A 26,944-nucleotide genomic window follows, 5' to 3' on the forward strand; every position below is an offset into this window, starting at 1 on the left:
TACCAGACGGACGAGTGAATATCATGCAGTTGGCGGTTACTGCTGCGGACGACAATACCTGCCCCCGGGCTGAAGCCCTTGCCAGTGAGCTGCAGTTGCCTTTCCTTGGCGCTGTAGCAGAAAAATTTGTCGAAGAGTTTCCCTTTGTACTTCGCTGCGGCGAAAGTCTCCAGCTCTGCGCTACCGGGCGCAAGGCACCGGGGCCGATCAGTGTGGATTTTGTTACCGGCGCGGCGGCGCATCGGCGCAAATTCGGCGGAGGCAAAGGGCAGTCGATTGCCAAGGCCATCGGCGTGCGCAGTGGCTTTCAGCCGCTGGTACTGGATGCCACTGCGGGCCTTGGTCGAGACGCTTTTGTGCTTGCATCTCTCGGCTGCGAAGTGCGAATGTTGGAGCGCAACCCGGTTGTCTATGCGCTGTTGGCAGACGGTTTAGAGCGGTTGCAGCAGGCGGCGATAACCGATCCGGAACTTGCCCCGATTGCAGCGCGTATGATGCTCGAACCCCGGGTAAAAAGCGCTGTTGCCTGGTTGGGTGAGCTGCCTCACGAATCCATTCCGGTTATTTATCTGGATCCGATGTTTCCCAGCCGCGACAAAAGTGCCAAGGTCAAAAAGGATATGGCGGCGTTTCACCAGTTGGTGGGAAGTGACGAAGATGCCGATGCGCTGCTGGCGCCGGCCCTTGCTGCCTGTTACTACCGCACTGTGGTCAAGCGTCCAAAGCTGGCGCCTGACCTGGCGGGGCACAAGCCAAATCTCAGACTCGAGGGGAAGTCCGGGCGTTTTGATGTTTATACCCGGCACGGGGTGCCGGGTTGAATTGAAGCAAGACGGGAAGACGGAACTGATCTCCGTCAGCAGTTCACCGCATTGACCGCCAATCCGCCGAGAGATGTTTCCTTGTACTTGCTCTGCATATCGATACCGGTCTGGCGCATGGTTTCAATCACGCTGTCCAGCGGCACGATGTGCGCGCCAGTGCCGCGCAGAGCCAGGCGGGCGGCATTGATGGCTTTTACCGCGCCCATGGTATTGCGCTCGATACAGGGTACCTGTACCAGGCCGCCGATCGGATCACAGGTCAGCCCGAGATTGTGCTCCATACCGATTTCTGCCGCGTTCTCAATCTGCTGATTGGTGCCACCCTGGACCGCCGCAAGTCCTGCAGATGCCATCGAGCAGGCCACACCAATTTCTCCCTGACAGCCAACTTCCGCTGCAGAAATCGATGCGTTTTTCTTGAACAGCATCCCCACAGCACCGGCGGTCAACAGGAATTCCACCACCTGATCCTTCAGGTCGCCGTGTTGCGCCGGGTCGTGTACAAATTCCACGTAATAGGCAATGGTCGCCGGGATGACCCCGGCGGCGCCGTTGGTTGGCGCTGTCACAATACGTCCCCGGGCCGCGTTTTCTTCATTCACGGCCAGTGCAAACAGGCTCACCCAGTCGAGGATGGAAAGTCCCTGGCGGCGCTCTTCGTCGGACTGCTTTGACAGCTCCCGGTAATGCTCCTCGGCTCGGCGGCGCACGCCCAGGCCGCCGGGCAGCACACCGCTCTGGTGGCAACCTCGCTGGATGGAAGCGTCCATCACTTCCCAGATCTTCCAGAGCCCGTCCTTTACTTCCTGCTCGGAGCGGAATGCTTTCTCGTTTTCCATCGCGAGTTCGGCAATCGTCCAGCCGTGCTCCTCGCACATCTGCATCATTTCTACCGCAGAACTGAAATCGTAGGGGAGCAGGGTAGCGATCTGCTCCTTGTGCTTGAAGTCTTCCTCTGAGAGTACAAAGCCGCCGCCGATGGAAAAATAGCTGCAATCGAACAGGCACTCGTCGCCGGCAAACGCTTTACAGGTCATGCCGTTGGAGTGCTGGGGAAGGAACTCTTCCTTGTGGAACAGCAGGTCCCGCTCCCTTTCAAAATGGATGGCGCGGGTACCGTTGAGAATAAGCTGCTGGTGCTGCTCAATACTGGCGAGTCGGTTGTCGATACTGTCGACATCAATTGTGTCGGGAGCCTCGCCTTCCAGTCCCATCAGCACGGCCATATCGGTGCCGTGCCCCACTCCGGTCAGCGCAAGAGAACCATACAGGTGGACTTCCACCCGTTCAGTCCTGGCCAGTGCGCCTCGCTGCTCAAGGTCAGTAACAAACTGATGCGCCGCCACCATGGGGCCCACGGTGTGGGAGCTGGAGGGACCGATGCCGATTTTGAACAGCTCGAAAACACTGATGCTCATAGTTGCTTTTCGTAACCTTGGTTTTCTCATCAAAGCGGCAGCGCAGATAGCAGGTGCCGCACAATATAAGTGTAGTTATCGGGGAATTTGGGCGCGTTTCGAGCACCGTGGACCCTGGCGGGCGACACGTTCGCCGAAGGCGCTGGTCGGTGCAACCGCCTGAACAGAATTCACGATTTTATTTGGCTTTGCGGGCTGCCTATGCAACAAACTACCAAGTTCGTGCCGGCAGCCGCAGAGAATGTTGCGAATGGGTGGGCAGGACCGGTCGTTGGGGGCCGAGCTTGTTTGGCCACCTAACCGGCGATCGCCGTGAGGGTGGCGCGCAGCGGGGCCGGATGGCCTTCGACGGTTTTACTGTGATCCTCGGGATCGAGAAAATCCACCAGAGACTCGAACCGCATCCAGTCCGTGCTGCGCTGCTCCTCGAGGCGGGTGCGGTCGAGGTCCACGGTACGAACATCCACAAAGCCGGTTTTCCGCAGCCAGCTTTCCAGAGTTGCGGTGCTGGGGAAGAACCACACATTGCGCATTTTTGCGTAGCGGTCTTCCGGTACCAGGCAATCGCCGAGGCCGCCATCGATCACCAGGGTTTCCAGTAACAACTGGCCGCCGGGGCGCAGGGTTTCTTTCAGTTCCCGCAGATGATCCAGAGGGGAGCGACGGTGATACAGCACCCCCATGGACAGAGTGGTGTCGAAAGCCTGCAGATTGGCGGGCAGGGCCTCGATGCCAACGGGTAAAACATCGACGGGCTTCTCCAGGCCCATGTATTTTTTCAGCGCGTAGAACTGGGCGACGAATTTAGCGGACGGGTCGATACCAATCACCCGTCGGGCGCCGGCGCCGAATTGACGCCAGCAGTGATAGCCGCTGCCGCAGCCCACGTCCAGTACCAGGCGGTTGCTCAGGTCGTGCAGATGCGGCGCCACCCGATCCCATTTCCAGTCGGAGCGCCACTCGGTATCAATAAAAATATCGAACAGTGTCCAGGGGCCTTTGCGCCAGGGGTGCAGTTTGCGCAGTTGTGTTTCCAGTTGCTGCAACTGCTGTTCCGTGGCATCGCTGGCGCCGCCCACGCGCACCTCGCTGACGGTTTCCAGGGAGGAGGGCGTAATGTCGGGAAGCGCATTCAAAACTGCCTGCCAGTCGGGCAGGTCGCCCCAGCGCGCGGCACTGAGCCCCTCGCTGATCTGCTGCGGCAGGGTGGTGAGCCAGGGGCGCAGGGCTGGAATATGTTGCAGGCCTGCATAAAGCGGGGTGTAGTCGATCATCGGAGTCGTGGTCTGTCAGTCTGCGCGCTGTTTGATGGCAATCAGCGAGGCGAAGTTGAAACACTGGAACCAGACATCGACACTGTGAAAGCCCACGCTCTTTAGGCGTGTGCGGTGGTCGTACAGGGTTTCCGGTATCAATACGTTTTCCAGTGCGCTGCGCTTCTGGGCAATTTCCAGTGCACTGTAGCCGTTGGCGGCTTTGAATGCGTGGTGCAGGTCGATCATCAGTTCCTGGTGATCGCTGTCTGAAAATGCCACTTTTTCCGACAGGATCAGTACGCCGCCGGGGCGCAGCCCGTCATAGATTTTCTGAAGAATCTGTTCGCGTTCACTGGTGGCGATGAACTGCAAGGTGAAATTCAACACCACCACCGAGGCATTTTCGATGACCACATCCTGCAGGTCGTCGCAGATCAGCTGTACCGGAACCTGGCCGCTGTCCGCGGCGAGTACCGTGCGGGCGCGCTCGATCATCGCCGGGGAATTGTCCACGGCGATGATTTCGCAATCCGCTGCGGGAATACGGTGACGCATGGCCAGGGTCGCGGCGCCGAGGGAGCTGCCCAGGTCGTAGCAGCGGCTACCGGCCTGGGCGAAGCGCTCGGCGAGGGTGCCGATCATGGCCACGATCGTGGTGTAGCCCGGCACCGAACGCTGGATCATGTCCGGAAACACTTCCACCACAGACTGATCGAAGGTGAAGCCCGCGACTTCACCCAGGGGTTTGGCAAAAATATCGTCTTTCTTGCTCACTGCGCTGCTCACAGTTTCTCTTCGTGCAGATCCAGTGCGAGTCCCGCATCGCGTCCCTGGTTGCCGGTGACCACTGCGGTGTTGGCCTTGTCGGCTTGCAAATAGGTTTTTCCTACCCGCTGCAGGTCCGCGAGGGTGACTTCGGTGACCTTGCGGCGGAATTCCTGGCGCACGGCATGGGTGCGGCCGTAAAGTGCCGAATGGAAGGCCTTCTTGGCTTCGCCCGCCGGAGAGCCGGGTTTGTCCATACCGCCCACCACGCCGAGAATGGCTTCTTCGACCTGCTGGTCTTCATGGGCTTCATTCAGCAGCCATTCCACCGACGCATCGAAGTCCTTCAGAGTTTCTCCCATGCGAGGATCGCGGTAGGAATAGAAGCGGAAAGCGCCGATGTTGGCGTCGTGGCTGGCGCCGCCTCCGTAGGCGCCGCCCTGTTCGCGGATAGTGCGGTGCAGGTAGCCATTGCGCAGGAAGCCGCCCAGTACGGCCAGTGCCGGTGCGTCCGCATGGGTCATGGGCACGGTGGGGTAGGCCTTGGCGCAGAAGTTTACCTGGCTGTTGGCGACCCAGACTTCCTGAACCTTGCGCGGCGCAAAGGGCGCATCATCCCTGTTGCTGGCGGTCTCTTTGCCATTCGCCAGTGGTGCCATGGCCTCGGTAAATTCCGCGAGTTTTTCTTCCTCACCGATCAGCAGGAACTGGCGTCCGGCGTTGTTGATTTTCTGGTGGATACTGCTGAATTTCCCCGCCAGGATTTCCAGTCCCTGGGTGCTGTCCAGGGTTTTGACCAGTGCCTTCAGCTGGCGCAGGCCCTGCAGGCCACCGGACTCATGACCGTCTGCCGCGGCGCGATTAAAGCCGGCGCTGGCGGCAGCCATGGCCAGTGCATGGCCGTTGCCGACTACAGATTGTTCCCGCCGGGCCAGGGTCTGCAACAGCAATTCCTTGATGCGCGGTAGCTCGTCAAAGCGCACCTGCTCCATGGTGGCCTGCATCAATTCACTGAGGGCTGCCTGGTTTGCCGCCAGCGCCTTGCCGGAAAGAATGAAATGGCCGGTCTGGCTATTCAGGTTGTCCAGGTCCGTACGCTGACTGGTGAACGAATGCAGGGAGCCTGCCACCGCCGCTTGCCACTGTTGCACTTCCAGGTAATTTTTTTCGCCCAGACCGAGTTCGCTCAGGCTCTGGCAGTAGTAGGGCAGCAGGATGCGCTCTTCGTCGCTGAATTCCGGCAGTGTGGTCACCAGTTGCTGGTACACCAGACCATTGGTGCCCGCGCTGTAGCGGGTCACTTTGCTGTGGTTGATGGCGACTTGTTCGCCTTCGACCTTCGGCAGTTCCGGGGGAATATCCTCGACGCCGACTTTGGGCAGAATGGACTCATCGTCTTTGCGTTGCTGGCGCTCGGCCAGGGCCTTGGCCGTTTGGATGACCTGTTGCTTTTCGCCGTCGCTGAGCTTTTCCCGGATTGCGGCCAGCTGGGACTTCTCAGCCTGCTCGGCGCGGGATGCCATATCCGCGTCCGGTGACAGAACCAGACGCACGCGGTGCTGGTTTTCCAGCAGCAGTTTGCGCGCGGCACCGGCGATAAAATCGGGGTCCTTGATCTGTTCGCGAAGTTTTTCCAGGGCACTGTCGATATTGAGCAGGCCGATGGCGTCGCCGCGATGGGTGGCACCGGTAAGCGCAGTGAGGATCAACTGCAGCCCATAGGGGTAGCCGTCGCCACCGATCTCGCGCTGCTGAAGTTCCAGTTGATGCAGTGCCGCGGCAACCTGCTCGTAAGGCGCTCCATTTTCCGCCACATCCTGCAGTACCTTGAGTACCGCCTGCTCCAGCTCGTCCGCGCGCTCGCGCTCGCTGCCCTCAATGCCACACACGAACACCAGTTCGCGCTGGCTGTCGTCCAGACCGCACAGCGGGGAGGGGGATTGCCCCAACTCGGTGGTTTCCAGCAGGTGCATCAGTGGCGAGGCGCTGTTGTCCAGCAGTACCCCCGAGAGCAGGTGCGCGGTCAGGGATTGTTCCAGGTCGGTGACATCGCCCAGCAGCCAGCCGAGTACGATGTGGGTCTTTTCCTGCTGCCCCTCGTCATTGGACAGAGGGTAACTTTCTTCCACGCGCACCGGGGATACGTAGAGTTTTTCCCGGCCAACCTCGATCTTCTGATGAAGTTGGTCAAATTTGTGCAAGGCTTTTTCTTCAAACACCGCCTGATGCTCCGCCGCCTCGATATCGCCGAAGGTCATGAAGATGGCGTTGCTGGGGTGGTAGTGGGTGCGGTAGAAATTTACCAGTTGCTCGTAGGTGAGATCGGGGATATCCGCGGGCTCACCGCCGGAATTGAAGTGATAGGTGGTGGTCGGGAACAGGTATTTGCTCAGTTTCTGCCACAGCTGGGAGGTCACTGAACTCATCGCCCCTTTCATTTCATTGAAGACCACGCCTTTGAACACCAGATCACTATCCGGATTGTCGCTCTCGGCGAATTCCAGGCGGTGGCCTTCCTGGGCGAAGTCCAGCGGGTCCAGGCGCGCGAAAAACACGGCGTCCAGGTACACATCCAGAAGGTTGTCGAAATCTTTACGGTTCTGGCTGGCAAACGGGTAGGCCGTCCAGTCTGAGCTGGTAAAGGCGTTCATAAAAGTGTTGAGCGAACGGCGTATCATCATGAAGAAAGGGTCGCGCACCGGATACTTGTCACTGCCGCAGAGGGCGGTGTGTTCGAGAATGTGGGCGACGCCGGTAGAGTCGTGGGGAACGGTGCGCAGGGCCACCAGAAAAACATTTTCGGGGTTGTCGGCGGCGATATGCAGGTGCTGGGCGCCAGTGCGGCGGTGGCGGTACTCTTCCACGCGGACGCCGAGGGATTCGATCTCGGCACTGGTAATGGCTTCAAATGCGGGGTGTACGTTGCTCAAGTGTCAGCTCCAATGGGTAGTTTGCGGTTGCCCTGACTCAGACAGGCTCTGAGATTGGCAAAAACGGCGGCCATTTTAGCGCCCTGCGCCGACCAAATGACAGGGTTGACAGGAGACTGTTGACACCTGCGTCACTGGTGCGAAACTGCCCCCCCATAATTTACCGGTGCCATTGAAATCCCAGCGAGCGGATGCCTGTTGGGGGGAGCTGGGGATTTCAGCGGTGCGTTCGTGATTCATTGACGCCATAAATGTAGTCGATAGGAGGTTGTGCGTTGAACTGGATGGACTATGTGAGCCTGGCAGGTTTCTGCTTTATCTGGGCCGGGTATACCGTATTTGCCCGCAGGAAGGCGAAAACCGCCTGGTGTCTGGCCTCGTCCATGCAGTGGTACCGGGTGGAGTGGATGCTGCGAATGCTGGAGCGGGATGTGCGCATCCCCGACGCCGCCATTCTCGGTAATCTGGAGCGCGTGATTGGTTTTTTTGCATCCACCAGCATCCTGATTCTCGCGGGTCTGGTTACCGCACTCTCCGCCAATAGTGCGGCGGTGGAGCTGCTGAGTAGCCTGCCTTTTGCGCAGGGAACCAGCGTGGAGCAGTTTGAGCTCAAGGTGCTGGTACTGATCCTCATCTATATCTTTGCCTTTTTTAACTTCACCTGGTCACTGCGTCAGTACTCTTTCGCCAATGTACTGCTCGGTGCCGCGCCGGCGGTGGATGAAGAGGAAATAAGTCGAGAGGAGCGCCGACGTTACGCCATCAGTGCCGCCAAGGTGATTGATCAGGCGGGTCACAGCTATAACTACGGATTGCGTTGTTTCTACTTTTCCATGGCCGTGATGGGCTGGTTTGTACACCCGGCATTGTTTGTGCTCGGTTATCTGGGCGTCATCTGGGTGCTGTATATGCGCGAATTCCGCTCGCGAACCCTGCAGGTCATTCTGGCCGCCGAGGGCCGTTCTCTTGATCAGGCGAAGGACAAATAACCGGTGCGGATGCTGTTGCAAACGAATTGTGCGCGAATCTGCCGACCATGACAGACCGCAATTTTGATGATCTGGCCCACCGTTTCAAAAAGCGGATTTACGGAGGCCTCAAGGGGGATATTCGCCTCGCAGTACTCAACCGTGATCTGGCACCATTCCTGGCGGCACAGAACGACACACTGACTGTGGTCGACGCTGGTGGCGGACAGGGCCAGTTTGCGCTGGATCTGGCGGACGCTGGCCATAGGGTGTGGATTACGGACATCTCCGCATCCATGTTGGCCTTGGCTGGTGAGCAGGCCGAGCAGCGCGGGTTGGCGCAACGGGTGCAAATTGCCCAGGTGCCCTTGCAGTCGCTGGCAGATTCCCCGGAGATTCCCTCGGCACAGTTGCTGCTCTGCCATGCGGTGCTTGAATGGCTGGCACAGCCCGAGCAGGCGCTGGCGCATCTGGCAAACAGCGTGCGCGCAGGTGGCTATCTTTCCCTCACGTTTTATAACCGTCGCGCGCTGGAGTTCCGACTGCTACAGCGGGGTAGCCTGCGCCAACTGGATCGCAATGTGGCCAGTGGCGACTGGGGAGGACACCCGGGCAGCCTGACACCGAAAAACCCACTGGTGCCTGAGCAGGTGATGGGGTGGGTAGAGCAGGCGGGGCTTTCAATTGTGGCGCACAGTGGTATTCGCTGTTTTCACGATTTTATGACGCCAGAAATGCGCGACAAGCTGCCACCGGCGGCCATTGTTGAAAAGGAACTGGTGTATTCCCGAGTGGATCCTTATCGGCAACTGGCCCGCTACGTGCACCTTCTGTGTCGGCGGGCCTGAGGGTTGTCCTGGGTCGTGCACTCAGTGCTGGTCGAGGTGTTTTAAAAGCAGCGCTTTGGCGGCATTGATGCGGGAGGCCAGGTAATCGTTGCCGCCGCGGTCCGGGTGGAATTTCTGAATCAGCCGGCGGTGGGCGCCGATGATTTCCTCACGGTTGGCATCGGCACTGACGCTGAGTATTTTACGGGCTTCCTGTAGTGTCAGCTGCGGTTCTCCCGCCTGCTTGCCGCTTTGGCGCTGTTGTGATTGCTCGGATGTTCCCTGATTCTGCGCGCGATTTTTTTCGGCCCGGGCCTGTGCGTGTTTGGCGATGAGTGGCGCAATCCATGGCAGATGGCGGCCGAAGGTGCGCCACAGGCGGTTGAGCAATGGCAGTACTACCGCCACCGCGGCACCAACCCAATGCAGCCGACCGGTAATCGCCAGGAGTACCGCAGCGACGGCCAGCGCAATCAGCACATACTGGATAAGAAGTTTGCGCCGCTGCTCAGGCGGGCTGTATTTGAACTTTTGGACTGCCAGCCAGGCGAAAATGCCCACGGCAATCAACAGAATCATGCGGCCCAAAGTCGTCCCCTTATCAAGCGCAATTACTGCAAACGGGCCGCAAGCGTATCAGATGTCGACGCGAAAGCCGACTGCAGAGAAGTGGTCACCCAGGGGCGTGGCCAGTTCGTTGCTGTCGTCAACCGCATTCTCAAAGAAGAGTGTGATGCGCTCGTTCCAGCGATACTGGAAGCCGAAGTAGTAGAGAGCCAGCTTGTACCGATTACCCTCGACCAATGCAGCCTCGAAGGTAGGGTCGTCCGAGACGAGGTAGTTGTGGCCGCCGTAAATGGAGTAGCAGTTGTCGCGCCCCCAGGTGTAACTCATAAAAGATTCGGACCCTTTGGCATCGAAAAAGTTGGTTATACCCATGACGGATCCGGTCGGTGCCAGCTCATTATTCTGCGAGCGCTGCATCACCAGTGCGCCATAAAAACCCTTGGAATACGCCTCGCCGCCGTAGTACATGCCCAGTGCTGTGGTCCAGTTGTTACTGCTGGCCCTGATGGGAAAATCCGTACGGATGATCTCTTCGGTATCGCCCGCCAGGTCAATGAGAATACCGTTATCCGTACTCACATCCAGTTTCACGCGGTTGTACGCGGCGCCGATAAATAGCCCTTTTCCGATGTCTGCCCGGTAAACCGCGGCAATGCTGTGGTTGATGCCATACTCGCAGTCGCCAGGCGGGCACGTCAGCAAAGTATCCGGACCTGCGACATCGTTGACCGAGAGGTTCAGGTCTGCCACGTGAGCAGCGTATTGCACACCGATTTTGAATTCACCGGCGTCGACCTTCCAGGTTTTGCGCCAGGTGATCGCGCTGTCTGCACGACCGCTACCGGTTGTGCCGCCGTCGGATCCGAGGGCGTAGGTACCACTGGCGAGTCCGCCGGAGGCGTGGTACCAGTCGGTGATATAGGTGACCTCGTAATAGACGCCCCACTGTTTGCCGAGAGTGAACTCACCCCAGGTGGGATGTTTCGCAAACGCGTGCCCCTGGCGCAAATAGAGTGATTGTCTTTCATCGCCGGGTGCAGCCTGTTGGTCACCCTGAATAATCAGGTCCTGCGCGGAAGATATGGCCCTTACACCCCACTCAAGGTTCATCCCGGCATCCCAATTGTCGTATGCCGGTATATTGAGGCCAATACGAATGCGGGAAGCACCGTCCCGCATCTGGGTATCGCCTTCGATGTTGATCATGTGCGCGGTAAAGTACCCCTCCATATACAGGGTGACTTCGTTCGATTGGTAGATAGGGACTGCGTGTGCGTTTGAAGTCGCCAGAAGGGTCGCCGCTGCCAGAAGTTGTATGCGGAAATGTATATTCATGCCTGGTCTCTTGCTCGCATATCCGTCCGGAGGCGGACCTGGAGGCGAAGTAGTGCAATACGCTTGAACTGGATTCCAATGCAAAAATAGACCCGCGGGCTGAAGGTGGATATCCGAATGGGTACACTGCACATTTTTGGCAGTACTTGCTTTAATTTTGACGAAATGACCGCAATGCAGAATACCTGTCGTTAAAAATGTAGATAAATAGGGGAGAGAACCTTGGCAGAAAGTACATCTCTCAGTCGCCGGATGTTCGGGCTGACGGTGCGCAACAATGCACACGCGGATATGCGCAGGCTGCGCCGGGAAGCGGGTGACGCGTCCCTGCACGGCAACAAGTTCTGGAAAAGTTCCTGCCTGACCATGGATTTTCTGAAAAGACACCCGTTAGAAAGCGGTGCCAGGGTGTTGGATCTGGGGTGTGGCTGGGGTCTTGGTGGGATCTTTTGTGCCAAAGAATTTGATGCGCAGGTGACTTCATTGGATGCGGACCCCAGCGTGTTTCCGTTCGCGGAGTACCACGCGGAATTGAACGGTGTGCAGATCAAAACCTGGCGCTGCCGCTACGAAAAGGTGACGGAAGCGGCACTGCGGGATTTTGACGCGGTGATCGGCACCGACATCTGCTTCTGGGACAAGCTGGAAGCGCCACTTTACAATCTTACCCGGCGCGCGCTGCGGGCGGGTGTCGAGCGGGTTCTGCTGGTGGATCCGGGCCGTTCACCGTTTCGGCGGCTGGCGGCGCGGGCTCAAGAAAAACTCGACGCGCAATACCACGAGTGGCAGACTCAGCGCCCGTTAAAGGCAACGGGCTGCATTATGCTTGCGGGCAAATAGCGCCGGCGACCAATTGCCAGATGCTCAAATAGGTGTTCAACATGCATTACGACAAAACCCAGATCCCAGGTGCAGACGAGGCCTTGCCCGGTCGTGCAGAGCCCATGCCCATCAGTGGCAAACATTTTGTCTCCGGCAACCCAATGCAGCCGCCATTTCCCGAGGGCCTGGAACAGGCGGTTTTCGGAATGGGGTGCTTTTGGGGGGCAGAGCGCCTGTTCTGGGAAATCGACGGGGTTTACGTAACGGCCGTGGGTTATGCCGGAGGGCACACGCCCAATCCGAACTACCGCGAAGTATGCAGTGGTGGCACCGGCCATGCGGAGGTGGTGCTGGTGGTCTTTGACCCGGCAAAAGTGAGCTACAGGGAGTTGCTGCGCCACTTCTGGGAGGAACACGACCCCACACAGGGTATGCGCCAGGGCAATGATCTGGGCACCCAGTACCGCTCCTGTATTTATACCTACGGCGAAGAGCAGCAGGCACAGGCCGAGGAAACCGAGCGGGAATTTCAGCAGGCGCTACAGGATCGGGACTACGGAGCCATTACTACCGAGGTTCTCCCCGCGCCGACCTTCTTTTACGCAGAGGAGGATCATCAGCAGTATCTGGCGAAGAATCCAGGAGGTTACTGCGGCCTGGCAGGTACCGGTGCCTGCCTGTTGCGTTGATCGCGAAAAGCGCCCCAATCGGGGCGCTTTTTCGTAGCATGCTATACCGTCTCTAACTATGTCTTCGGTGGTCTATGTCTTCGCAGGCGTGTCTGGATGCAGGATATGCGCACACCAGTCACTCCAGCTTCCCGGATACAGCCGGGCCTCCCGATCGATCAGGCTCAGCGCTAATAGATTGACGCAGGCGGTGACTCCAGAACCGCAATAACACACGATATCGTCATCTGCGGGAATACTTTGCCAGTGTTCCCGCAGTTCGTTGATGGGGCGGATAAAACCCTGGTCGTTGGTGATGAGCTGCCAGGGTTTGTTGACCGCGGTGGGGATGTGACCGGCAATGGGGTCGATGGGTTCTTCATTGCCGGCGAAGCGCTTGGCATCCCGGGCGTCGACCAGCTGCCATGGTGGGTTCTGCAAGTGCGGATAGATGTCATCGTAATGCATCAGTTCGCCACTGCGGGGGTGGGCGACGAAGTCGCCGGGTGCGCTGCTCGAAGCGGTGCCTTCCTCTACCTCCATTCCGGCTTCTTTCCATGCGCCGAAGCCGCCGTCGAGGACGGCCACCTTGTCATGGCCGAAATGACGCAGCAGCCACCAGGGGCGGGCGGCAAAGGCCAGACGCTGGTCGTCGTAAGCCACTACCTGAGTGTCGCGGTTGATACCGGCGGCGCGGGCAAATTCGGTAATCTGGGATGCCGAGGGAAAGGGATGGCGGCCGCCGTATCTTGCACAGGGTGCCGAAAGATCCCGGTGCAGGCTGGCGTAGTGGGCGCCCGGAATATGTCCCGAAAGAAAGGCGTTTTCACCGGCCTGAGGATCTGCCAGATCGTAGCGGCAGTCGAGAACCACCAGATCGCAGAGGCCTTCAGCCTGTTGTTTCTGTAAGGCGGAAAGCTCGGAGACGGTAATCACACGCTGATAGTTCATAGTGACTGCTTTTATCTTCGTTTGTGGCGAAAGTAAGGCCCGCCCGGGTTTTTGTCCAGTCCAATCACTTACGTATCCGTGAGTGTCGGCAGCCTATTGCGGCGCTGGATTCTCGCGGGCCTCAGAGTAGCGGCTACCTGCTGGAGCTTCCCGCAGCCTTTCGTTTGGTTTCTCGTGTTGCTCGCCGTTGGGCAGGTCTTCGTCAGTCCCGGATTCAGCTCCTGGCTCTGCCGCCAGCTGCTGTGAAGCCTCCCGCTGTGCTTCCATCTCCGCGATCTTGCGCTCCAGCTCCGCCTGATGGGCCAGTTCTTCTTTGCGGCAGGCGTTGGCGGTTTCCACGACCGGCTGGGCCGGTTGATCGAGAAAATCTGCAGCGGCCCGCGCAGCGCAGTCACTGGCTGAAATCACGTCGTGGGCCAGGTTCGGGAACAGTAGCCACTGGTGGTTGGGCAGTTTTTTGCGTGCCCTGTCGGCGTCGTTGGCAGCGAGTACCGGGTCCAGGGCACCGTGCATGACCAGCGTGGGGACCGGTGTCTTGATGGCCTGGGACTCCAGTAGCGGCGCAGAGGGGATGGCCCAGATTCGGCACTGCACCTGCATCATGTCGATGTCCGAGCGCACCGAGCCGCCGAGCGTACCGCTGTTGGCAGCGGTCTGGCGGGCCAGGTCGAAGTCCACGAAGGGGGCTTCTTCGTAACAGAAATGGCTGATGCCGGCGGCGTCGCCAAAATTCGGGTCCAGTACCAGTCCCATAAAACTGGCAATAGAGGGCTTGAGCAGTTCCGCCTCGCCGGTCTCCAGTTGGTCGATAATGGCGGGCAATTCCCGGTAAAAATGTTCGTTGTAGAGCGCTTGAAACAGCACCCGCAGCAGGCGCTGGCCGCTGAGAACAAAGGGGTAGCGCTCGCCGGGGTGGATATTGCCGGTGTCGACCGTGAGTGGCTCTTCATCCAGCGTTTGTACCAGTGCTTCCAGTCTCCGTTGCAGGTCCGGATAGCGTTTGTTGCAGTCCGGGTCTTTGCTGCAAAACTCGATGCCGCGCTCATAGGCGGCCAGCACGTCCTGGGGGAGTTGCTGGGCGTAAATGATATTGGGGAAGACCGCACTGTTCAGCACCATGGCCCGTACCGAATCGGGAAACTCCCGGGCAATGGTCAACGCGTAGCGGCTGGCATAGGAGACGCCGTAGAGGTTCAGTTTGGGCAGTCCGAGGGCCTGGCGCAGGGCCTCGACATCCCTGGCGACCGCGAGACTGTTGTAATGGGCGAGGTCGGCACTCTGGCTGAGGCGGGTGTAGCAGCGCTCCATGCTGTAGGTGAATACCCGGGATTCCTCGTCGGTGCTCAGTTTGCGGGTGAAGGCGAGGTCGGCATCCTTGATGAACTCGTCGCAGGCCAGCCGCGGTTTTGCCATACCGGTGCCACGGGGGTCGATGACGATCAGGTCACGGCCGCTTTCCACGGTCATGTCCGCATAGTTGACCCACAGCCAGTCACTGGCATTTTCCGGCTCCAGTCCCATGCTGGCGCCGGGTCCGCCGGCACCCAGGTGGAGCAGTGGCTCCTTGTCCGGGTCACTAATCTGGGCAAAGAAGCGCACCACCGGGAACTGGATTTTACGGCCTTCGGGCTTGGTGTGGTCTTCCGGCACTTCCATCATGAAGCACTGGGTGGTGGGCCAGCTGGGCTCGGTGTCAAACCAGCAGGGTTTGCTGATCAGCTGGTTGGGGGTCTCTCCGGCGGTTTTTACCGGCTTGTCACAGCCAGCCAAAAACAGCAGCGCGCCGAGAGCAAGCAGGGGCGCACACAGAGCACGGTGGGGCAGGGTAAAGCGTAGGGGCATATTACGATTGCCTGAATTGGAATCCGGTGGTTGAAACGCCGCTTGCGGAGGTCAGTTGGGGCGCATTCGCGCGATAGGGGCGGAGAGGTTCCAGCGCAGCGCCGCCAGACGAATCCCCAGGGTGACCAGTACCGCTATGGCCACCACGATTTCCCCGGGCAGCCCTTCAATGTCGTCCAGTATTACCAGAGCAGAGGCGCCGCTCAAGGCCGCGGTGGCATAAATTTCCCGCCGCAGCAGCAGCGGGATGTCACCACACAGAATATCGCGAATCAGCCCCCCGAAGGTCCCGGTCATGACGCCCATGACGATGGCGATAGCGGAGGAGTGGCCGAGGTCCAGCACTTTCTGGGTGCCGATGACCACGAATACCGCGAGCCCTGCGGCGTCAGCGATCATCAGCAGGCGCATGGGGACGTGCAAATAGCGGATCAGATAGAAGCTGATGACACCGGTGGCGGCGGCGATCCACAGGTAGTGACTGTCGGACAGCCAGAACACCGGGACATTGAGAATCATATCGCGGGTAGTGCCGCCGCCGGTGGCGGTGACACAGGCCAGCACCACGGCTCCGAACAGGTCCATCTGCTTATGACCCGCCGCCAGCACTCCAGTAAAAGCGAAAACGACAATGCCGATCAGGTCAAACCAGTGCAGCAGCTGTTCCATGGGTACCCGTCCGCGTGAGTCTTGTCGGTGAGGCGGAGATTATGGGGTCCTCTGTCACGAAGGTACAGCGCAAGGGTTCTTTGCAATGGACCTTTGCAATGGACCTTTGCAATGGTCCTTTGTAGATACTTCTGTGGCGGTACTGCTACCGGGTACAGCCTTCCGAGACACGCCGTGAACCCATCCCTGGGGGCTCTGCGAAAACATCCTGTTTTCGAAGGTCTCGGAAGGCTGTACCCGGCAGCAGCACCTTAGCGGCGATGCTGCAGGATCGTGTGGATTTCCGGGCTGCTGGTCTCAGAAAAACGCCTGTAATCCTGTCTGCGCACGCCCCAGTATCAGTGCGTGGACATCGTGGGTACCTTCGTAGGTATTCACGGCTTCCAGGTTCATCACATGGCGGATAACGTGAAATTCGTCCGAGATACCGTTGCCACCATGCATATCCCGGGCGGTGCGGGCAATGTCCAGGGCCTTGCCGCAGTTATTGCGCTTGACCAGGGAAATCATGGTCGGGTCGAAGTCTTTGTTCTCGTCCATCAGGCGGCCCACGCGCAGGGAGGCCTGCAGGCCGAGGGTGATCTCAGTCTGCATATCCGCGAGTTTTTTCTGGAACAGCTGGGTCTGCGCCAGCGGCTTGTCGAACTGTTTGCGGTCCAGGCCGTACTGGCGCGCGGCGTGCCAGCAGAACTCCGCTGCACCGAGAGCGCCCCAGGAAATCCCATAGCGGGCGCGGTTCAGACAGCCGAAGGGGCCGCCCAGGCCTTTGGTATCCGGGAAACGGTTTTCTTCCGGCACGAACACATTGTCCATGACGATTTCGCCAGTAATGGAAGCGCGCAGGGAGAACTTGCCTTCGATTTTCGGTGCCGCCAGGCCCTCCATACCTTTATCCAGTATGAAGCCGCGGATATCCCCCTCGTCATCTTTTGCCCAGACTACGAATACGTCAGCGATGGGACTGTTGGTGATCCACATCTTGGCGCCGCTGATAAGGTAGCCGCCGTCCACTTTACGAGCCCGGGTCTTCATGCCGCCGGGATCGGAGCCGGCGTCCGGCTCGGTGAGGCCGAAACAGCCTACCCATTCGCCAGTGGCCAGTTTCGGCAGGTATTTCTGCTTCTGTTCCTCGCTGCCGTAGGCGTAGATCGGGTGCATCACCAGACTCGACTGCACGCTCATGGCGGAGCGGTAACCGGAATCAACACGTTCCACTTCCCGCGCCACCAGACCGTAAGACACGTAGTTCAATCCCGCACAGCCATAGCCTTCAATGGTAGAGCCAAGCAACCCCAGTTCTCCCATTTCAGACATGATGTCGCGGTCGAAGATTTCATGGCGGTTTGCTTCGAGTACCCGCGGCATCAACTTGGATTGGCAGTATTCCCGCGCGCTGTCGCGGATCATGCGCTCTTCATCGGTGAGCTGGCGGTCCAGCAGCAGGATATCGTCCCAGTGTGCCAAAGGCTGATTTTTGCTCATGGTTTCGGGTCCGTAGAAAACTTAAGGGAAACTAATAGAAAACTTAAGACAAACTGTGAAATCGCTATGTATCAGAATGTTAAGCAAAAGCCCGTGGCGTAGCGGCAGAATTGATTCAGCAGCGATACGAGATCGCCGGGGGCTTTATTGCTATCCGTCGATCATAGCGAACAATTTTCCGGGAATCACGTTTGTGATCACATTTTTTCTCGGTCGATTTGGAGCCGGCAAAATATCCGGACCAAGGACCCCACCATTCGTCTCGCAATTTACGTTAATGAACGTAAAACGCCTTGCCGGTGTTATATAAGTTCAGATAATGAAAACAACTCTCGTTATATCGAAAAAGTGCTATGGGGTACCTGACAAAAATTCCCGTTTTGGGGCGCGTACTGTGTGTCCTCTGCCTGACTGCCTGCAGTAGCCAGACGCTGCCGCCGGAATTGCCGCAGCAGACACTCGGACTTCCGGAGCAGTTCCGCGCCTCTGGCACGCTGGCGGCGGAGCAGCGCTGGTGGCAGAGTTTTGCTGACGACGAGCTCAACCAGCTGGTATCCCTGGCGCTGGCGGACAGTCCGGACTTGCAGGCAAGCTACTGGCGCCTGCAACAAGCGGATGCCGCTGCCGCTCAGGCGCGCAGTGGTTTCTGGCCGCGCCTGACTGGCTCCCTGGACAACACCAACCAGCGCCGGGCTTCCTCCGACGGCTTCGACTTTTCCGGTGCCGAAAACGAAGGCGGCAGCTGGAGCGGCAGTCTGGCGGCCGGTTATGAGGTGGATTTGTGGGGGCGGGTGCGCAGTGGCGCCCGTGCCGCTGAGGCGGGGCGCCTGGCACAGGAAGAAAACCTGCAGACCGCCGCGCTTACCCTGGTAGCGGAAGTGACTGGGGTGTGGTTGCAATTGCAGGAGCAATGGGGCCAGCTCCAGCTACTGGAACAACAGCTGGAGACCAATCGCAAAACCCTGCGAGTGCTGGAGCTGCGTTTTGGTGGCGGTGTGAGTGCCGCCGCCGATGTATTGCAGCAGCGCCAGCTGGTACAGGAATCCATGCAACAGCTGGATGCAAGCCGGGCAAACATCCAGAACTTACAGGTGCAGTTGGCGGCATTGCTGGGGACAACAGAACAGCGGTTGCCGACCTTTGTGAATCGGGGAAATGCCTTACCGACAATTCCGGCGCTGCCAGACACTGGAGTGCCCTCGCAACTGCTGTTGCGACGCCCGGACGTAAACGGCGCGCAGCGGGAACTGTTACAGGGGCATTACCTGGCGGATCAGGCCTGGGCGGAGCGCTTGCCTGGTCTCACCCTGAGTGTATTTTTCAGTGGTGGCGGTAACTCCCTGAGCGATATTGCCGAGGACTGGCTGTTGAACCTGAGCGCAGCCGTCGAGGCGGTGATCTTTGATGGCGGAGCGCTCTCCGCGGCCAAGCGCCAGCAGCAGGCGGTAGAGCAGGAACGGTGGTCGGTATTTCGCAATACCGTGATGCAGGCACTCGGAGAAGTGGAGCAGGCATTGATCAATGAGCAGGCCATCCGCGACCGCTTGCATTACTTACAGACCAGAATCGAATTGGCGGATCAGATTTCCGTGCGCCAACGGCGCGCGTACATGCGCGGCACGGTTGATTTTCTCAACGTGCTGTCGGCGACCAACAATCAGCAATCCCTGGAGCGGCAGCATCTCACTGCACGCCGCGAATTACTGGAAAACCGGGTAACACTCTACCGTGCGCTTTCCGGCGGGCTGGCGGCACAAGATCTACCGCAGCCGCCGAAGGTGGAGCTGGATGTTTACCGGGTGGAGACCCATTGATGTCTAAATTTGGAATCCTGAACAAACTCAACTGGAGCATCGTGATTCCGGTTGCGCTGATTGGCATGGCCCTGTTGCTGTCCAACTGGCTGCTGGAAGAAAAGCCCACCATGCAGCGCGGAGAGCGCAAGGCGCCACCGGTTACCGTCGAAGTCGCCGAGGCGGAATACGGACAGTTCCCGCTCACAATCAAAGCGCTGGGCAAGGTAGCCGCGCGCGAGCTGGTGGAGCTGCAGCCACAGGTAGAAGGCCGGGTGGAATGGCTTGACTATGACCTGGGACCGGGCTCGACCCTGGAAAAAGGCCAGCCACTGATGCGCATCGAGCGCGAGCCCTATCAGCTGGCACTACAGAGCGCCCGCAGTAGCCTGGCGGAGCGCCGCGCAGAATTGCAGCAGGAAGAGGGGCAGCGCACGGTTGCCGAGGAAGAATTCGAACTGCTCGGCAGCTCTCTGCCCGATGCGGATCGCGCGCTGGTGTTGCGTGAGCCGCAACTGGCGGCTGCCCGCGCTCGCGTGGATGCGGCGCACGCATCGGTCAACCTGGCTCAGCGCGACCTGCGTCTGACCGCCATTGCCAGTCCCTTCACGGCACTGCTGGTGTCGCGCAGTGTGGATATCGGTGACCGTGTGGCACCGGGCACCGTCATGTACAACCTGGCGGGTGCCGACCGCTTCCAGATCGAAGTGGAAGTGCCCGCGCGCCAGTTGCCACAGCTCAACACTCCCAAAGCCACCGTGCGTATTCGCGGCAGTCAGTGGCCTGCGGGGGAGTACAGGGACGGGCGTTTTGTGCGGGTAATTCCGGTACTGGAAGAGCAGGGCCGCCTGGCACGGGTGCTGGTAGAGCTGGACGACCCTCTGGGTATCGAAAACCCTTCGCGCCCGCAATTACTGCTCAATGATCTCGCCCGTGTGGAAATTACCGGCCGTGCCAACGGGCAGCAGGTGCGTATTCCACTGACTGCGCTGCAGGATGGGGACCGGGTGTGGATAGTGCGCGATGGCAAAATCGTTATCCAGCCGGTCAGGGTTGCGCATTTCAATGAAGAATTTGCGGTGCTGGAAAGTGGTCTGCGCGGTGGTGAAATCCTGGTAACGACACGGCTCGCCAGTGTGACCGATGGTATGCCGGTGCGCGTTGCGGAAACTGCGCGCCAGAAAACCCAATCCCAGAAAAGCGAGCCCCCGGAGTTGCCGGAGCGCCCCCGCAGTGACGGCGCCGATGGTGAGCGCGGATGAGCGATAACGGCAGCTTCGGGCACAGTCCCAAACGCCCTCCGGTGGAAACCCGCCGCGGGGCTATCGCCTGGATGACCCACAACCACGTCACCGCCAACCTGCTGATGCTGGTGTTCCTGATCGGCGGGCTGTTCTTTTCATTCTCGATCAAGAAAGAGGTGTTCCCCGAATTCAGCCTCGATATGGTCAGTGTCAGTATTTCTTACCCGGGCGCGAGTCCGGAAGAAGTGGAACGCGGTGTACTGGTTCCCGCCGAGCAGGCGGTGACAGGGCTGGAAGGTATCAAGGAGTTGCGCGGTAGCGCTGGCGAGGGTCGTGCCAGCCTTACTCTGGAACTGGAAGAGGATGCCAATCCCAACAAGGTCTTCCAGGACGTACAGGCAGCGATCGATCGCGTGTCGACCTTTCCCAGCGACATCGAGCGTCCCCAGGTCAGCCTTGCGGATCGCAAACGGGATGTGCTCGATCTGGTGGTGCACGGGAAGGTGGACGACCGCACTCTGCGTGAATTTGTCATGCAGGTGTACGACAAGCTGGAAGCGCACCCGGATATTACCCAGCTCGAAGCCTACGGGGTAAAGGACTACGAAGTAGCCATCGAAGTAGAGCGCGACGACCTGCGCCGCTACAACCTGTCACTGCCGGATATTGCGCAGCTGATCCGTAATGCGGCAGTGGATGTGCCTGCTGGAGGGGTCAAGTCCGAGGCGGGGGAGATACTGGTGCGGGTGACCGAGCGGCGCGATTGGGCGCGGCAATTTGGTGATATTGCCATCACCAAGACCGATGCCGGCGGCACCGTGCGCCTGCGGGATATCGCAAGTATCCGCGACGCACTGGTGGATGAGCCCCGGGATATGGTTTACAACGGCGAACCCGCGGCAGGAATCGATGTATACCGTATTGGCGACCAGACGCCGATGAGCGTCAGCGACGCGACCCACCAGGTGCTGGAAGAATTGCGCGAGACACTGCCGCCGGGCATTCATGTGAGCGTACGGGATGACGACTCGGAGATTTTCAAAGAACGTCTGTCGCTGTTGCTTAAAAACGGCTTTATCGGCTTGTTGCTGGTGTTCGCGGTACTGGGTGCATTCCTGGAGTTACGTCTGGCATTCTGGGTAACTCTCGGCATCCCTGTCAGTTTTCTCGGCGCTTTGCTGTTCCTGCCGGCGATGGATATTTCCATCAACATGGTGAGCATGTTCGCCTTCATCATTGCCCTTGGGATCGTAGTGGATGATGCGATCATCGCCGGTGAAAATATTCACGAGTGGCGCCAGAAAGGCTACAGCAATTTCGAAGCGGCGGTGGCGGGTGCCCGCCAGGTCGCGGTCCCTCTCACCTTTGCCATTCTCACCAATATCGTCGCATTTATTCCGCTGACAGAATTGCCCGGTTTTATGGGCAAGATTTTTGGTGTGATCCCGTTTGTGGTGGGGGCGGTATTTGCCATTTCCTGGGTGGAGGCTCTGTTTATCCTGCCTGCGCACCTGGCGTATTCCCGTCGGGGTCACAAGAGCCGGTCCGCGCGCCGCTTCGCCGCGCGCCAGAAGATGCTGGCACGCAGCCTGGACCGGTTTGTGGAAAATCGTTTCAAGCCATTTCTGGATCTGTGTGTACGCCATCGCTATATCACCATCGCAATCTCGGTAGCGATTCTGATTGTGATGATTGGCTACGCCTCCAGCGGCCGTATGGGGTTTACCTTGATGCCAAAGGTAGAGCGCGATTCCGGTCGGGTACAGGTCACCTTTCCACCCGGCACCTCCGAGGCGCAACTGGAGCGCGCACGCCGCCAGATCATGGATGCGGGCAACCTTATTCTCGATGAGGTCGGTCGCGAGGGGGTTTTCCTCGGAATGCGTGGTCTGATCCGCGACGATCAGGTGCAGGTGGATGTTTACCTCACCCCGGGCGACCAGCGCACGGTGACCACCGGTGAATTCGTGCAGCGCTGGCGGCGGCAAGTGGGGCCGGTGCCCGGCGCTCTCAGCTCCAGTTTTGCCAGCGATCGCGGTGGCCCCGGCGCCGGGCCGGCATTGACGGTGGAACTGCGCCACGCGGATACGGATTTACTCGAAGACGCGGCCATGCAGTTGGCGGATGCCCTGAAGGGTTTTCCTGCCGTGGGGGATATTGATGCGGGTGTTTCCCAGGGTAAGCGTCAGCTGGATCTCACCCTGACAGACACGGCGAAAAGTCTGGGTCTGAGTGCGGAAGATATCGGCCGCCAGTTGCGGGCCTCACTCTACGGTGCCGAGGCCATTCGCCAGCAGCGCGGTCGCGACCAGGTGAAAGTAATGGTGCGTTTGCCGGAAGCGGAGCGCGTTACCCTGAACGACGTCCACAACATCATGATTCGTGCCGGGAACGGTCTGTGGCTGCCCTTGCCGGATCTTGTCGAAATCGACCAGGGCCGCGCTTACGCGACCATCAATCGCCGCGAGGGGCGGCGGGTGATGACGGTAACCGCGAATGTGGAACCGGCGGATCAGGCGGCGCTGGTGATCAATGAGCTCAATCAGACGGTCATTCCGCAGTTGCGGGCGCAGTTCCCGGGCCTGTCGATTTCCTACGAGGGGCGTCAGGCGGATGAGCGCGAAGGGCTGTCTTCGCTGGGGATGACGTTCTCGCTGACGATGGCGGTGTTGTATTTTCTGTTGGCGATTCCGCTGAAAAGTTACATTCAACCGCTGACGGTGATGGTGGCGATTCCGTTTGGGGTCATCGGCGCTCTGCTTGGCCATCTGGTGATGGGGTATGGGCTCAGTATGGTCAGCCTGTTGGGCATGGTGGCGCTGGCGGGGGTCGTGATCAACGATACCCTGGTGATGATCGAGTACGGTAATCGCCTGCGAGAGCAGGGCACACCCATTACCGACGCCATCAAAGCCGCCGCTGCCCGCCGTTTCCGGCCGATCATTCTGACCACGGTAACTACTTTCTGTGGTCTGATGCCGATGATTTTTGAAACGTCGGTGCAGGCGAAATTCATGATTCCCATGGCGATTTCTCTTGGCTATGGCATCCTCGCAGCGACCACAATTTCCCTGTTGCTGGTGCCCTGTTTGTATCTGATGTTTTCGCGGGATATTCCGGCGTTGTTTGGGATATTGAAGGGACGAACTTTGGGAGGCACAACGTCGTAGTATGTTCTCCCTCCGAGTCCTTGGCGCTTTGAAGCTGGTTGGGTGGCGGCAATGTGCCGGGGATGGATTTTCGAAACCGCTGTGAATACATCCCTGTACGCTGCGTCGGCGACGTCCCTGTCGCCGACGCTTTCGAAAACCCATCCCCGCCACATCGCCTTCAATTCGAAATTCAGAGCTTCGTTAGTATCAACTGCTTCGGAGTGATGAACGTTGAATCGAAGGTGGATTACTGGGAAGTTGCTTTCAGGACTGTCGCAAACAGGGACGTTTGCGACAGAGCGTACAGGGATGTATTCACCGCGGTCCTGAAAGCAACTTCCCAGTGATCCGCCGCCACAGGGCCTGCTTCAATTCGCCAGGGAGCTGGCTACGAAGCGCTCCTGCAAAAAAAAACTAATCCCGACGTAAGTGGTCCTTGATCGCAATCGGGTTGGGAAAATTCAAAACCACAATATAAGAAGAAACCAGAAAGGTAAGAATCGCCGTCGCCTGGATCAGGTGCGATGCGGCACTGCCGATCAATTGCTGGCTCATGGCCAGGTAGGCAATCAACAGCGAAAATTCGCTGATCTGTCCGAGGCGGAAGCCGATATCCCACGCAAGAATGGTTCTCTCGCTCTGCTGTCCGAGGAGGTAGCGGAACACCACCGGTTTAATAATCAGCACGGCGATCGCGGCGACCAGTGCCGGGAAGGCAATTTCCGGGACCATCTCGAGGTGGAACTGGGCTCCGAGACTGAAGAAGAACAGGATCAGGAAAAAGTCGCGCAGGGGTTTGAGACTGAGGGCGATGTACTGGGAAATGGGGCTGGTGGCGAGGGTAATACCGGCAATAAAGGCGCCAATTTCCCGGGACAATCCCATCAGCTCCGCCAGCTCCGCGAGCCCCATGCACCAGCCAATGGCAAGCAGGAATACATATTCGTGAAAGCGGTCGAATTTGGCCAGCAGCGGTTGCAGCAGGTAGCGCACGGCGCCCCACGCGAGGGCAATCAGTAACGGTAGCGCGGCGAAGGAGATGCCGAGGCGGGTGAAATCGACAGAGCCGGTGCTGCCGCTCAGCAGAATCATCAGACAAGTAATCGCGACGAAATCCTGGAACAGCAGCAGGCCCACCATCAACTCTCCCAGGTGCTTGTGATGCAGTACCGTGGTTGGCAGGAGTTTGATGCCGATGATGGTACTGGAGAACATCATCGCCATACCGATTACCCAGGATTCGGTATCGGTGAAACTGAAGAGTTTACCGATGACGTAGCCAAGGCCGAGAAAAATACCACAGCTGATGAGACCTACGAATGTGGCTTTGCGCAGCACCGCAATGAGGGCTTTCGGCTGCATGTCGAGGCCGAGCAGAAACAGCAGAAAGATAATGCCAATGTTGGACATCTCTGCCATCAGTTCCACATTGTCGATAACGCCGAGAGCCGATGGGCCCAGCAGTACGCCGAGGGCAATGTAGGCGACGAGCAGGGGCTGACGGCCCCAGAGTGCGAGTGATGCGACGATGGCGGCGCCGGTGAAGATCAGGAAAAACGACTGGAACAGGGAGGTCTCAGGCACTGCGCATCCTTGTAGCAGACTTGATTGAAGGGCTTGTCTGCATTATCGGTGCGGAAGGGAGCTTCTTTCAACGTCCGCTCGCGTTTCCTGGATCTTTTTCACAATTGGCGGACACCGAATCTACGCTGCCCGCCCTGGCTCACTTTTCAGTGGGAACTAGAGAAAATTAGAGCTTGAACCAGCGCAGATTTTCTCCCTCAACCGAAAGAATCGGTTGTTCGCACTCCCGCCCTGGCGGGTTTTCCATAATTGGACGCGCCTGCTGGATAAATTCCTGCAGCGGCGTTGTCACCCGACCGGGCGCGCGGTCTTCGATATCAAAGCTTAGGAGCAATGGATCATCCGCCGCCTGACCCTGATATCGCCATACCCCGTGACTGGGGTCGTATTGATAATAGGGCAGCATCCGGTAGCCAAATTCGGCGACCAGGTCGATGGCGTCGATCAGGTAGTCGACGGTTTCTTCATCCAGGAAGTAATTGAAATTCAACCGCACCCAGCCGGGCTTGAGAATATTTTCACCTTCACTGACCAGTTTTTCGATGGCAGTGCTCTGTTCATCCGTCAGGTGCAGAAGGTGATGACCATAGGGACCGGCGCAGGAGCAGCCGCCGCGAACCTGGATACCGAAAAGGTCGTTAAGCAGGGCGACTACGAAACCGTGATGCAGCGGTTTGTCGTCATGCAAGATATGCAGTGAGACGATGCTCACGCGCTCCGCTTCTGTACCACCGAGTATCTGGATGTTGTCGTTGTCAGCCCAGCGGGCAAAGGCCCGAGTGAGCCATTCGGCTTCTCGCGCCTCGATAACCTCTGCACCTACCTGATCTTTCAATGCGAATGCCATGCCCGCACGCACAGATTCGACGATGGCGGGAGTGCCGGCTTCTTCGCGGCGCTCTCCGGCCGGCAGGTAGGTGTGGCGGGCCGGACTTACCCAGGAAACCGTGCCGCCACCGGTGACCGCTGGCTGGCCCGCAGGGAGCAGGGCGCGTCGCACAATCAATATGCCCGGGGTGCCGGGGCCACCGACAAATTTATGCGGGGAAATAAACAGCGCGTCTTTACTGCAGCCCGGGTCGCTTCCCCGAACATCGATTCCCACATAAGGCGCGGCAGCGGCGTAGTCCCAGAAGGACAGGGCGCCGTTTTCGTGCAGCAGACGGGTAACCGCGTCGACATCGGTTCGGATACCGGTGACATTGGACGCGGCGGAGAAACTGCCAATTTTCAGAGGGCGTTCGGCGTACTGATCAAGTGCGCCCTGTAACGCCGCAAGGTCAACACCGCCGCAGCTGTTCTGCGGAATGGTCACCACTTCAGCAATGGATTCACGCCAGGGCAGGTCGTTGGAGTGGTGTTCGTAGGGACCGATAAAAACGACCGGACGCTGGTGTTCCGGAATGCTGCCGCTGTTGCCGCCAAGCCGTTCGTAACTGTCGGCGCGCAGGCCCAGGCAGTCGACCAGACGGTTGACCGCTGCGGTGGCACCGGCGCCGCAGAAAATGATTGCGTGTTCATCGCTTGCGCTCACGGATTTACGCACCGCGGCGCGCGCCTGCTCGCGAAAAGCGGTGGTCTGGCGCCCGGTGGCGGAGGTTTCCGTGTGGGTGTTGGCGTACCAGGGCAAAACCCGGTTACGGATAGCGTCCTCGATAAATGTCAGCGCGCGGCCGGAGGCGGTGTAGTCGGCATAGATCAGCGGGCGTTCGCCAAAAGGAGTCTGCATCGGCATGCGTTCGCCGATGACGTTGTCGCGAATGCGCTGCAAAAGCGTTTCTGTTTTGGACTCGGACTCTGGGTTTATTGCGCTATTTTTTGTTCGAGCGTGAGCGGACATGCGGACC

General features: G+C 58.9%; 20 protein-coding genes. 8 read left to right on the forward strand and 12 right to left on the reverse strand.

Annotated features, from left to right (window positions below):
• The first annotated feature begins 23 nt into the window (after positions 1-23).
• Positions 24-821 (forward strand): class I SAM-dependent methyltransferase, encoded by a 798-nt coding sequence (locus tag PVT68_RS01125; RefSeq protein WP_280320736.1) that lies wholly within the window; start codon positions 24-26, stop codon positions 819-821.
• 35 nt (positions 822-856) lie between these two features.
• Here PVT68_RS01125 and PVT68_RS01130 read toward each other — a convergent pair whose 3' ends face one another.
• The 4 genes from PVT68_RS01130 to PVT68_RS01145 form a co-directional block, all read right to left on the reverse strand.
• Positions 857-2,242 carry an L-serine ammonia-lyase gene (locus tag PVT68_RS01130; RefSeq protein ID WP_280320737.1) on the reverse strand — a complete coding sequence of 462 codons (1,386 nt, stop codon included), beginning with the start codon at positions 2,240-2,242 and terminating at the stop codon, positions 857-859.
• 296 nt (positions 2,243-2,538) lie between these two features.
• A complete protein-coding gene (gene cmoB / locus PVT68_RS01135) occupies positions 2,539-3,516 on the reverse strand; it encodes a tRNA 5-methoxyuridine(34)/uridine 5-oxyacetic acid(34) synthase CmoB (RefSeq protein WP_280320738.1) in 978 nt (325 codons plus the stop codon).
• 15 nt (positions 3,517-3,531) lie between these two features.
• Positions 3,532-4,284, reverse strand: a complete 753-nt coding sequence (gene cmoA / locus PVT68_RS01140; protein WP_280320739.1) for a carboxy-S-adenosyl-L-methionine synthase CmoA — start codon at positions 4,282-4,284, stop codon at positions 3,532-3,534.
• Positions 4,281-7,193, reverse strand: a complete 2,913-nt coding sequence (locus tag PVT68_RS01145) for an insulinase family protein (protein ID WP_280320740.1) — start codon at positions 7,191-7,193, stop codon at positions 4,281-4,283. Before PVT68_RS01145 ends, cmoA begins: the two co-directional genes overlap by 4 nt.
• Positions 7,194-7,477: 284 nt before the next feature.
• Between PVT68_RS01145 and PVT68_RS01150 the strand changes: the two genes are divergently transcribed.
• Together PVT68_RS01150 and PVT68_RS01155 are read left to right on the forward strand one after the other, a co-directional pair.
• A complete protein-coding gene (locus PVT68_RS01150; protein ID WP_280322563.1) occupies positions 7,478-8,182 on the forward strand; it encodes a DUF599 domain-containing protein in 705 nt (234 codons plus the stop codon).
• A 47-nt stretch (positions 8,183-8,229) separates the two neighbouring features.
• Positions 8,230-9,009, forward strand: a complete 780-nt coding sequence (locus tag PVT68_RS01155; RefSeq protein WP_280320741.1) for a methyltransferase domain-containing protein — start codon at positions 8,230-8,232, stop codon at positions 9,007-9,009.
• Between the two features lie 21 nt (positions 9,010-9,030).
• Here PVT68_RS01155 and PVT68_RS01160 read toward each other — a convergent pair whose 3' ends face one another.
• On the reverse strand, positions 9,031-9,567 hold the full coding sequence (locus PVT68_RS01160; protein ID WP_280322564.1) for a J domain-containing protein: 537 nt from the start codon (positions 9,565-9,567) through the stop codon (positions 9,031-9,033).
• A 57-nt stretch (positions 9,568-9,624) separates the two neighbouring features.
• Entirely contained in the window at positions 9,625-10,890 is a 1,266-nt protein-coding gene (locus PVT68_RS01165) for a porin (protein ID WP_280320742.1), read from the reverse strand.
• 222 nt (positions 10,891-11,112) lie between these two features.
• Between PVT68_RS01165 and PVT68_RS01170 the strand changes: the two genes are divergently transcribed.
• Positions 11,113-11,730: a class I SAM-dependent methyltransferase gene (locus PVT68_RS01170; RefSeq protein WP_280320743.1), complete on the forward strand. Its 618-nt coding sequence runs from the start codon at positions 11,113-11,115 to the stop codon at positions 11,728-11,730.
• A gap of 41 nt (positions 11,731-11,771) precedes the next feature.
• Positions 11,772-12,401, forward strand: coding sequence for a peptide-methionine (S)-S-oxide reductase MsrA (gene msrA, locus PVT68_RS01175; protein ID WP_280320744.1), 630 nt, complete (start codon positions 11,772-11,774; stop codon positions 12,399-12,401).
• A 72-nt stretch (positions 12,402-12,473) separates the two neighbouring features.
• Here msrA and PVT68_RS01180 read toward each other — a convergent pair whose 3' ends face one another.
• The 4 genes from PVT68_RS01180 to PVT68_RS01195 all read right to left on the reverse strand — a co-directional run bounded on the left by PVT68_RS01180 (position 12,474) and on the right by PVT68_RS01195 (position 17,324).
• Positions 12,474-13,331: a sulfurtransferase gene (locus PVT68_RS01180; protein ID WP_280320745.1), complete on the reverse strand. Its 858-nt coding sequence runs from the start codon at positions 13,329-13,331 to the stop codon at positions 12,474-12,476.
• Between the two features lie 93 nt (positions 13,332-13,424).
• Complete coding sequence (locus PVT68_RS01185) at positions 13,425-15,173, reverse strand: alpha/beta hydrolase (RefSeq protein WP_280320746.1); 1,749 nt, start codon at positions 15,171-15,173, stop codon at positions 13,425-13,427.
• 51 nt (positions 15,174-15,224) lie between these two features.
• A complete protein-coding gene (locus tag PVT68_RS01190) occupies positions 15,225-15,842 on the reverse strand; it encodes a trimeric intracellular cation channel family protein (RefSeq protein ID WP_280320747.1) in 618 nt (205 codons plus the stop codon).
• A gap of 297 nt (positions 15,843-16,139) precedes the next feature.
• Positions 16,140-17,324 (reverse strand): acyl-CoA dehydrogenase, encoded by a 1,185-nt coding sequence (locus PVT68_RS01195; protein ID WP_280320748.1) that lies wholly within the window; start codon positions 17,322-17,324, stop codon positions 16,140-16,142.
• Between the two features lie 353 nt (positions 17,325-17,677).
• Between PVT68_RS01195 and PVT68_RS01200 the strand changes: the two genes are divergently transcribed.
• The 3 genes from PVT68_RS01200 to PVT68_RS01210 are packed head-to-tail and all read left to right on the forward strand — an operon-like array spanning position 17,678 to position 23,531.
• Positions 17,678-19,138 (forward strand): TolC family protein, encoded by a 1,461-nt coding sequence (locus PVT68_RS01200; RefSeq protein WP_280320749.1) that lies wholly within the window; start codon positions 17,678-17,680, stop codon positions 19,136-19,138.
• On the forward strand, positions 19,138-20,379 hold the full coding sequence (locus PVT68_RS01205) for an efflux RND transporter periplasmic adaptor subunit (RefSeq protein ID WP_280320750.1): 1,242 nt from the start codon (positions 19,138-19,140) through the stop codon (positions 20,377-20,379). The genes PVT68_RS01200 and PVT68_RS01205 overlap by 1 nt, the downstream gene beginning before the upstream one ends.
• Positions 20,376-23,531, forward strand: a complete 3,156-nt coding sequence (locus tag PVT68_RS01210; RefSeq protein WP_280320751.1) for an efflux RND transporter permease subunit — start codon at positions 20,376-20,378, stop codon at positions 23,529-23,531. The genes PVT68_RS01205 and PVT68_RS01210 overlap by 4 nt, the downstream gene beginning before the upstream one ends.
• Positions 23,532-23,927: 396 nt before the next feature.
• Here PVT68_RS01210 and PVT68_RS01215 read toward each other — a convergent pair whose 3' ends face one another.
• Entirely contained in the window at positions 23,928-25,097 is a 1,170-nt protein-coding gene (locus PVT68_RS01215; RefSeq protein WP_280320752.1) for a cation:proton antiporter domain-containing protein, read from the reverse strand.
• A 166-nt stretch (positions 25,098-25,263) separates the two neighbouring features.
• Positions 25,264-26,868, reverse strand: a complete 1,605-nt coding sequence (locus tag PVT68_RS01220) for an aminotransferase class V-fold PLP-dependent enzyme (protein ID WP_280320753.1) — start codon at positions 26,866-26,868, stop codon at positions 25,264-25,266.
• Positions 26,869-26,944 lie beyond the last annotated feature (76 nt).

This window comes from Microbulbifer bruguierae (assembly GCF_029869925.1).
Taxonomy (GTDB): domain Bacteria; phylum Pseudomonadota; class Gammaproteobacteria; order Pseudomonadales; family Cellvibrionaceae; genus Microbulbifer; species Microbulbifer bruguierae.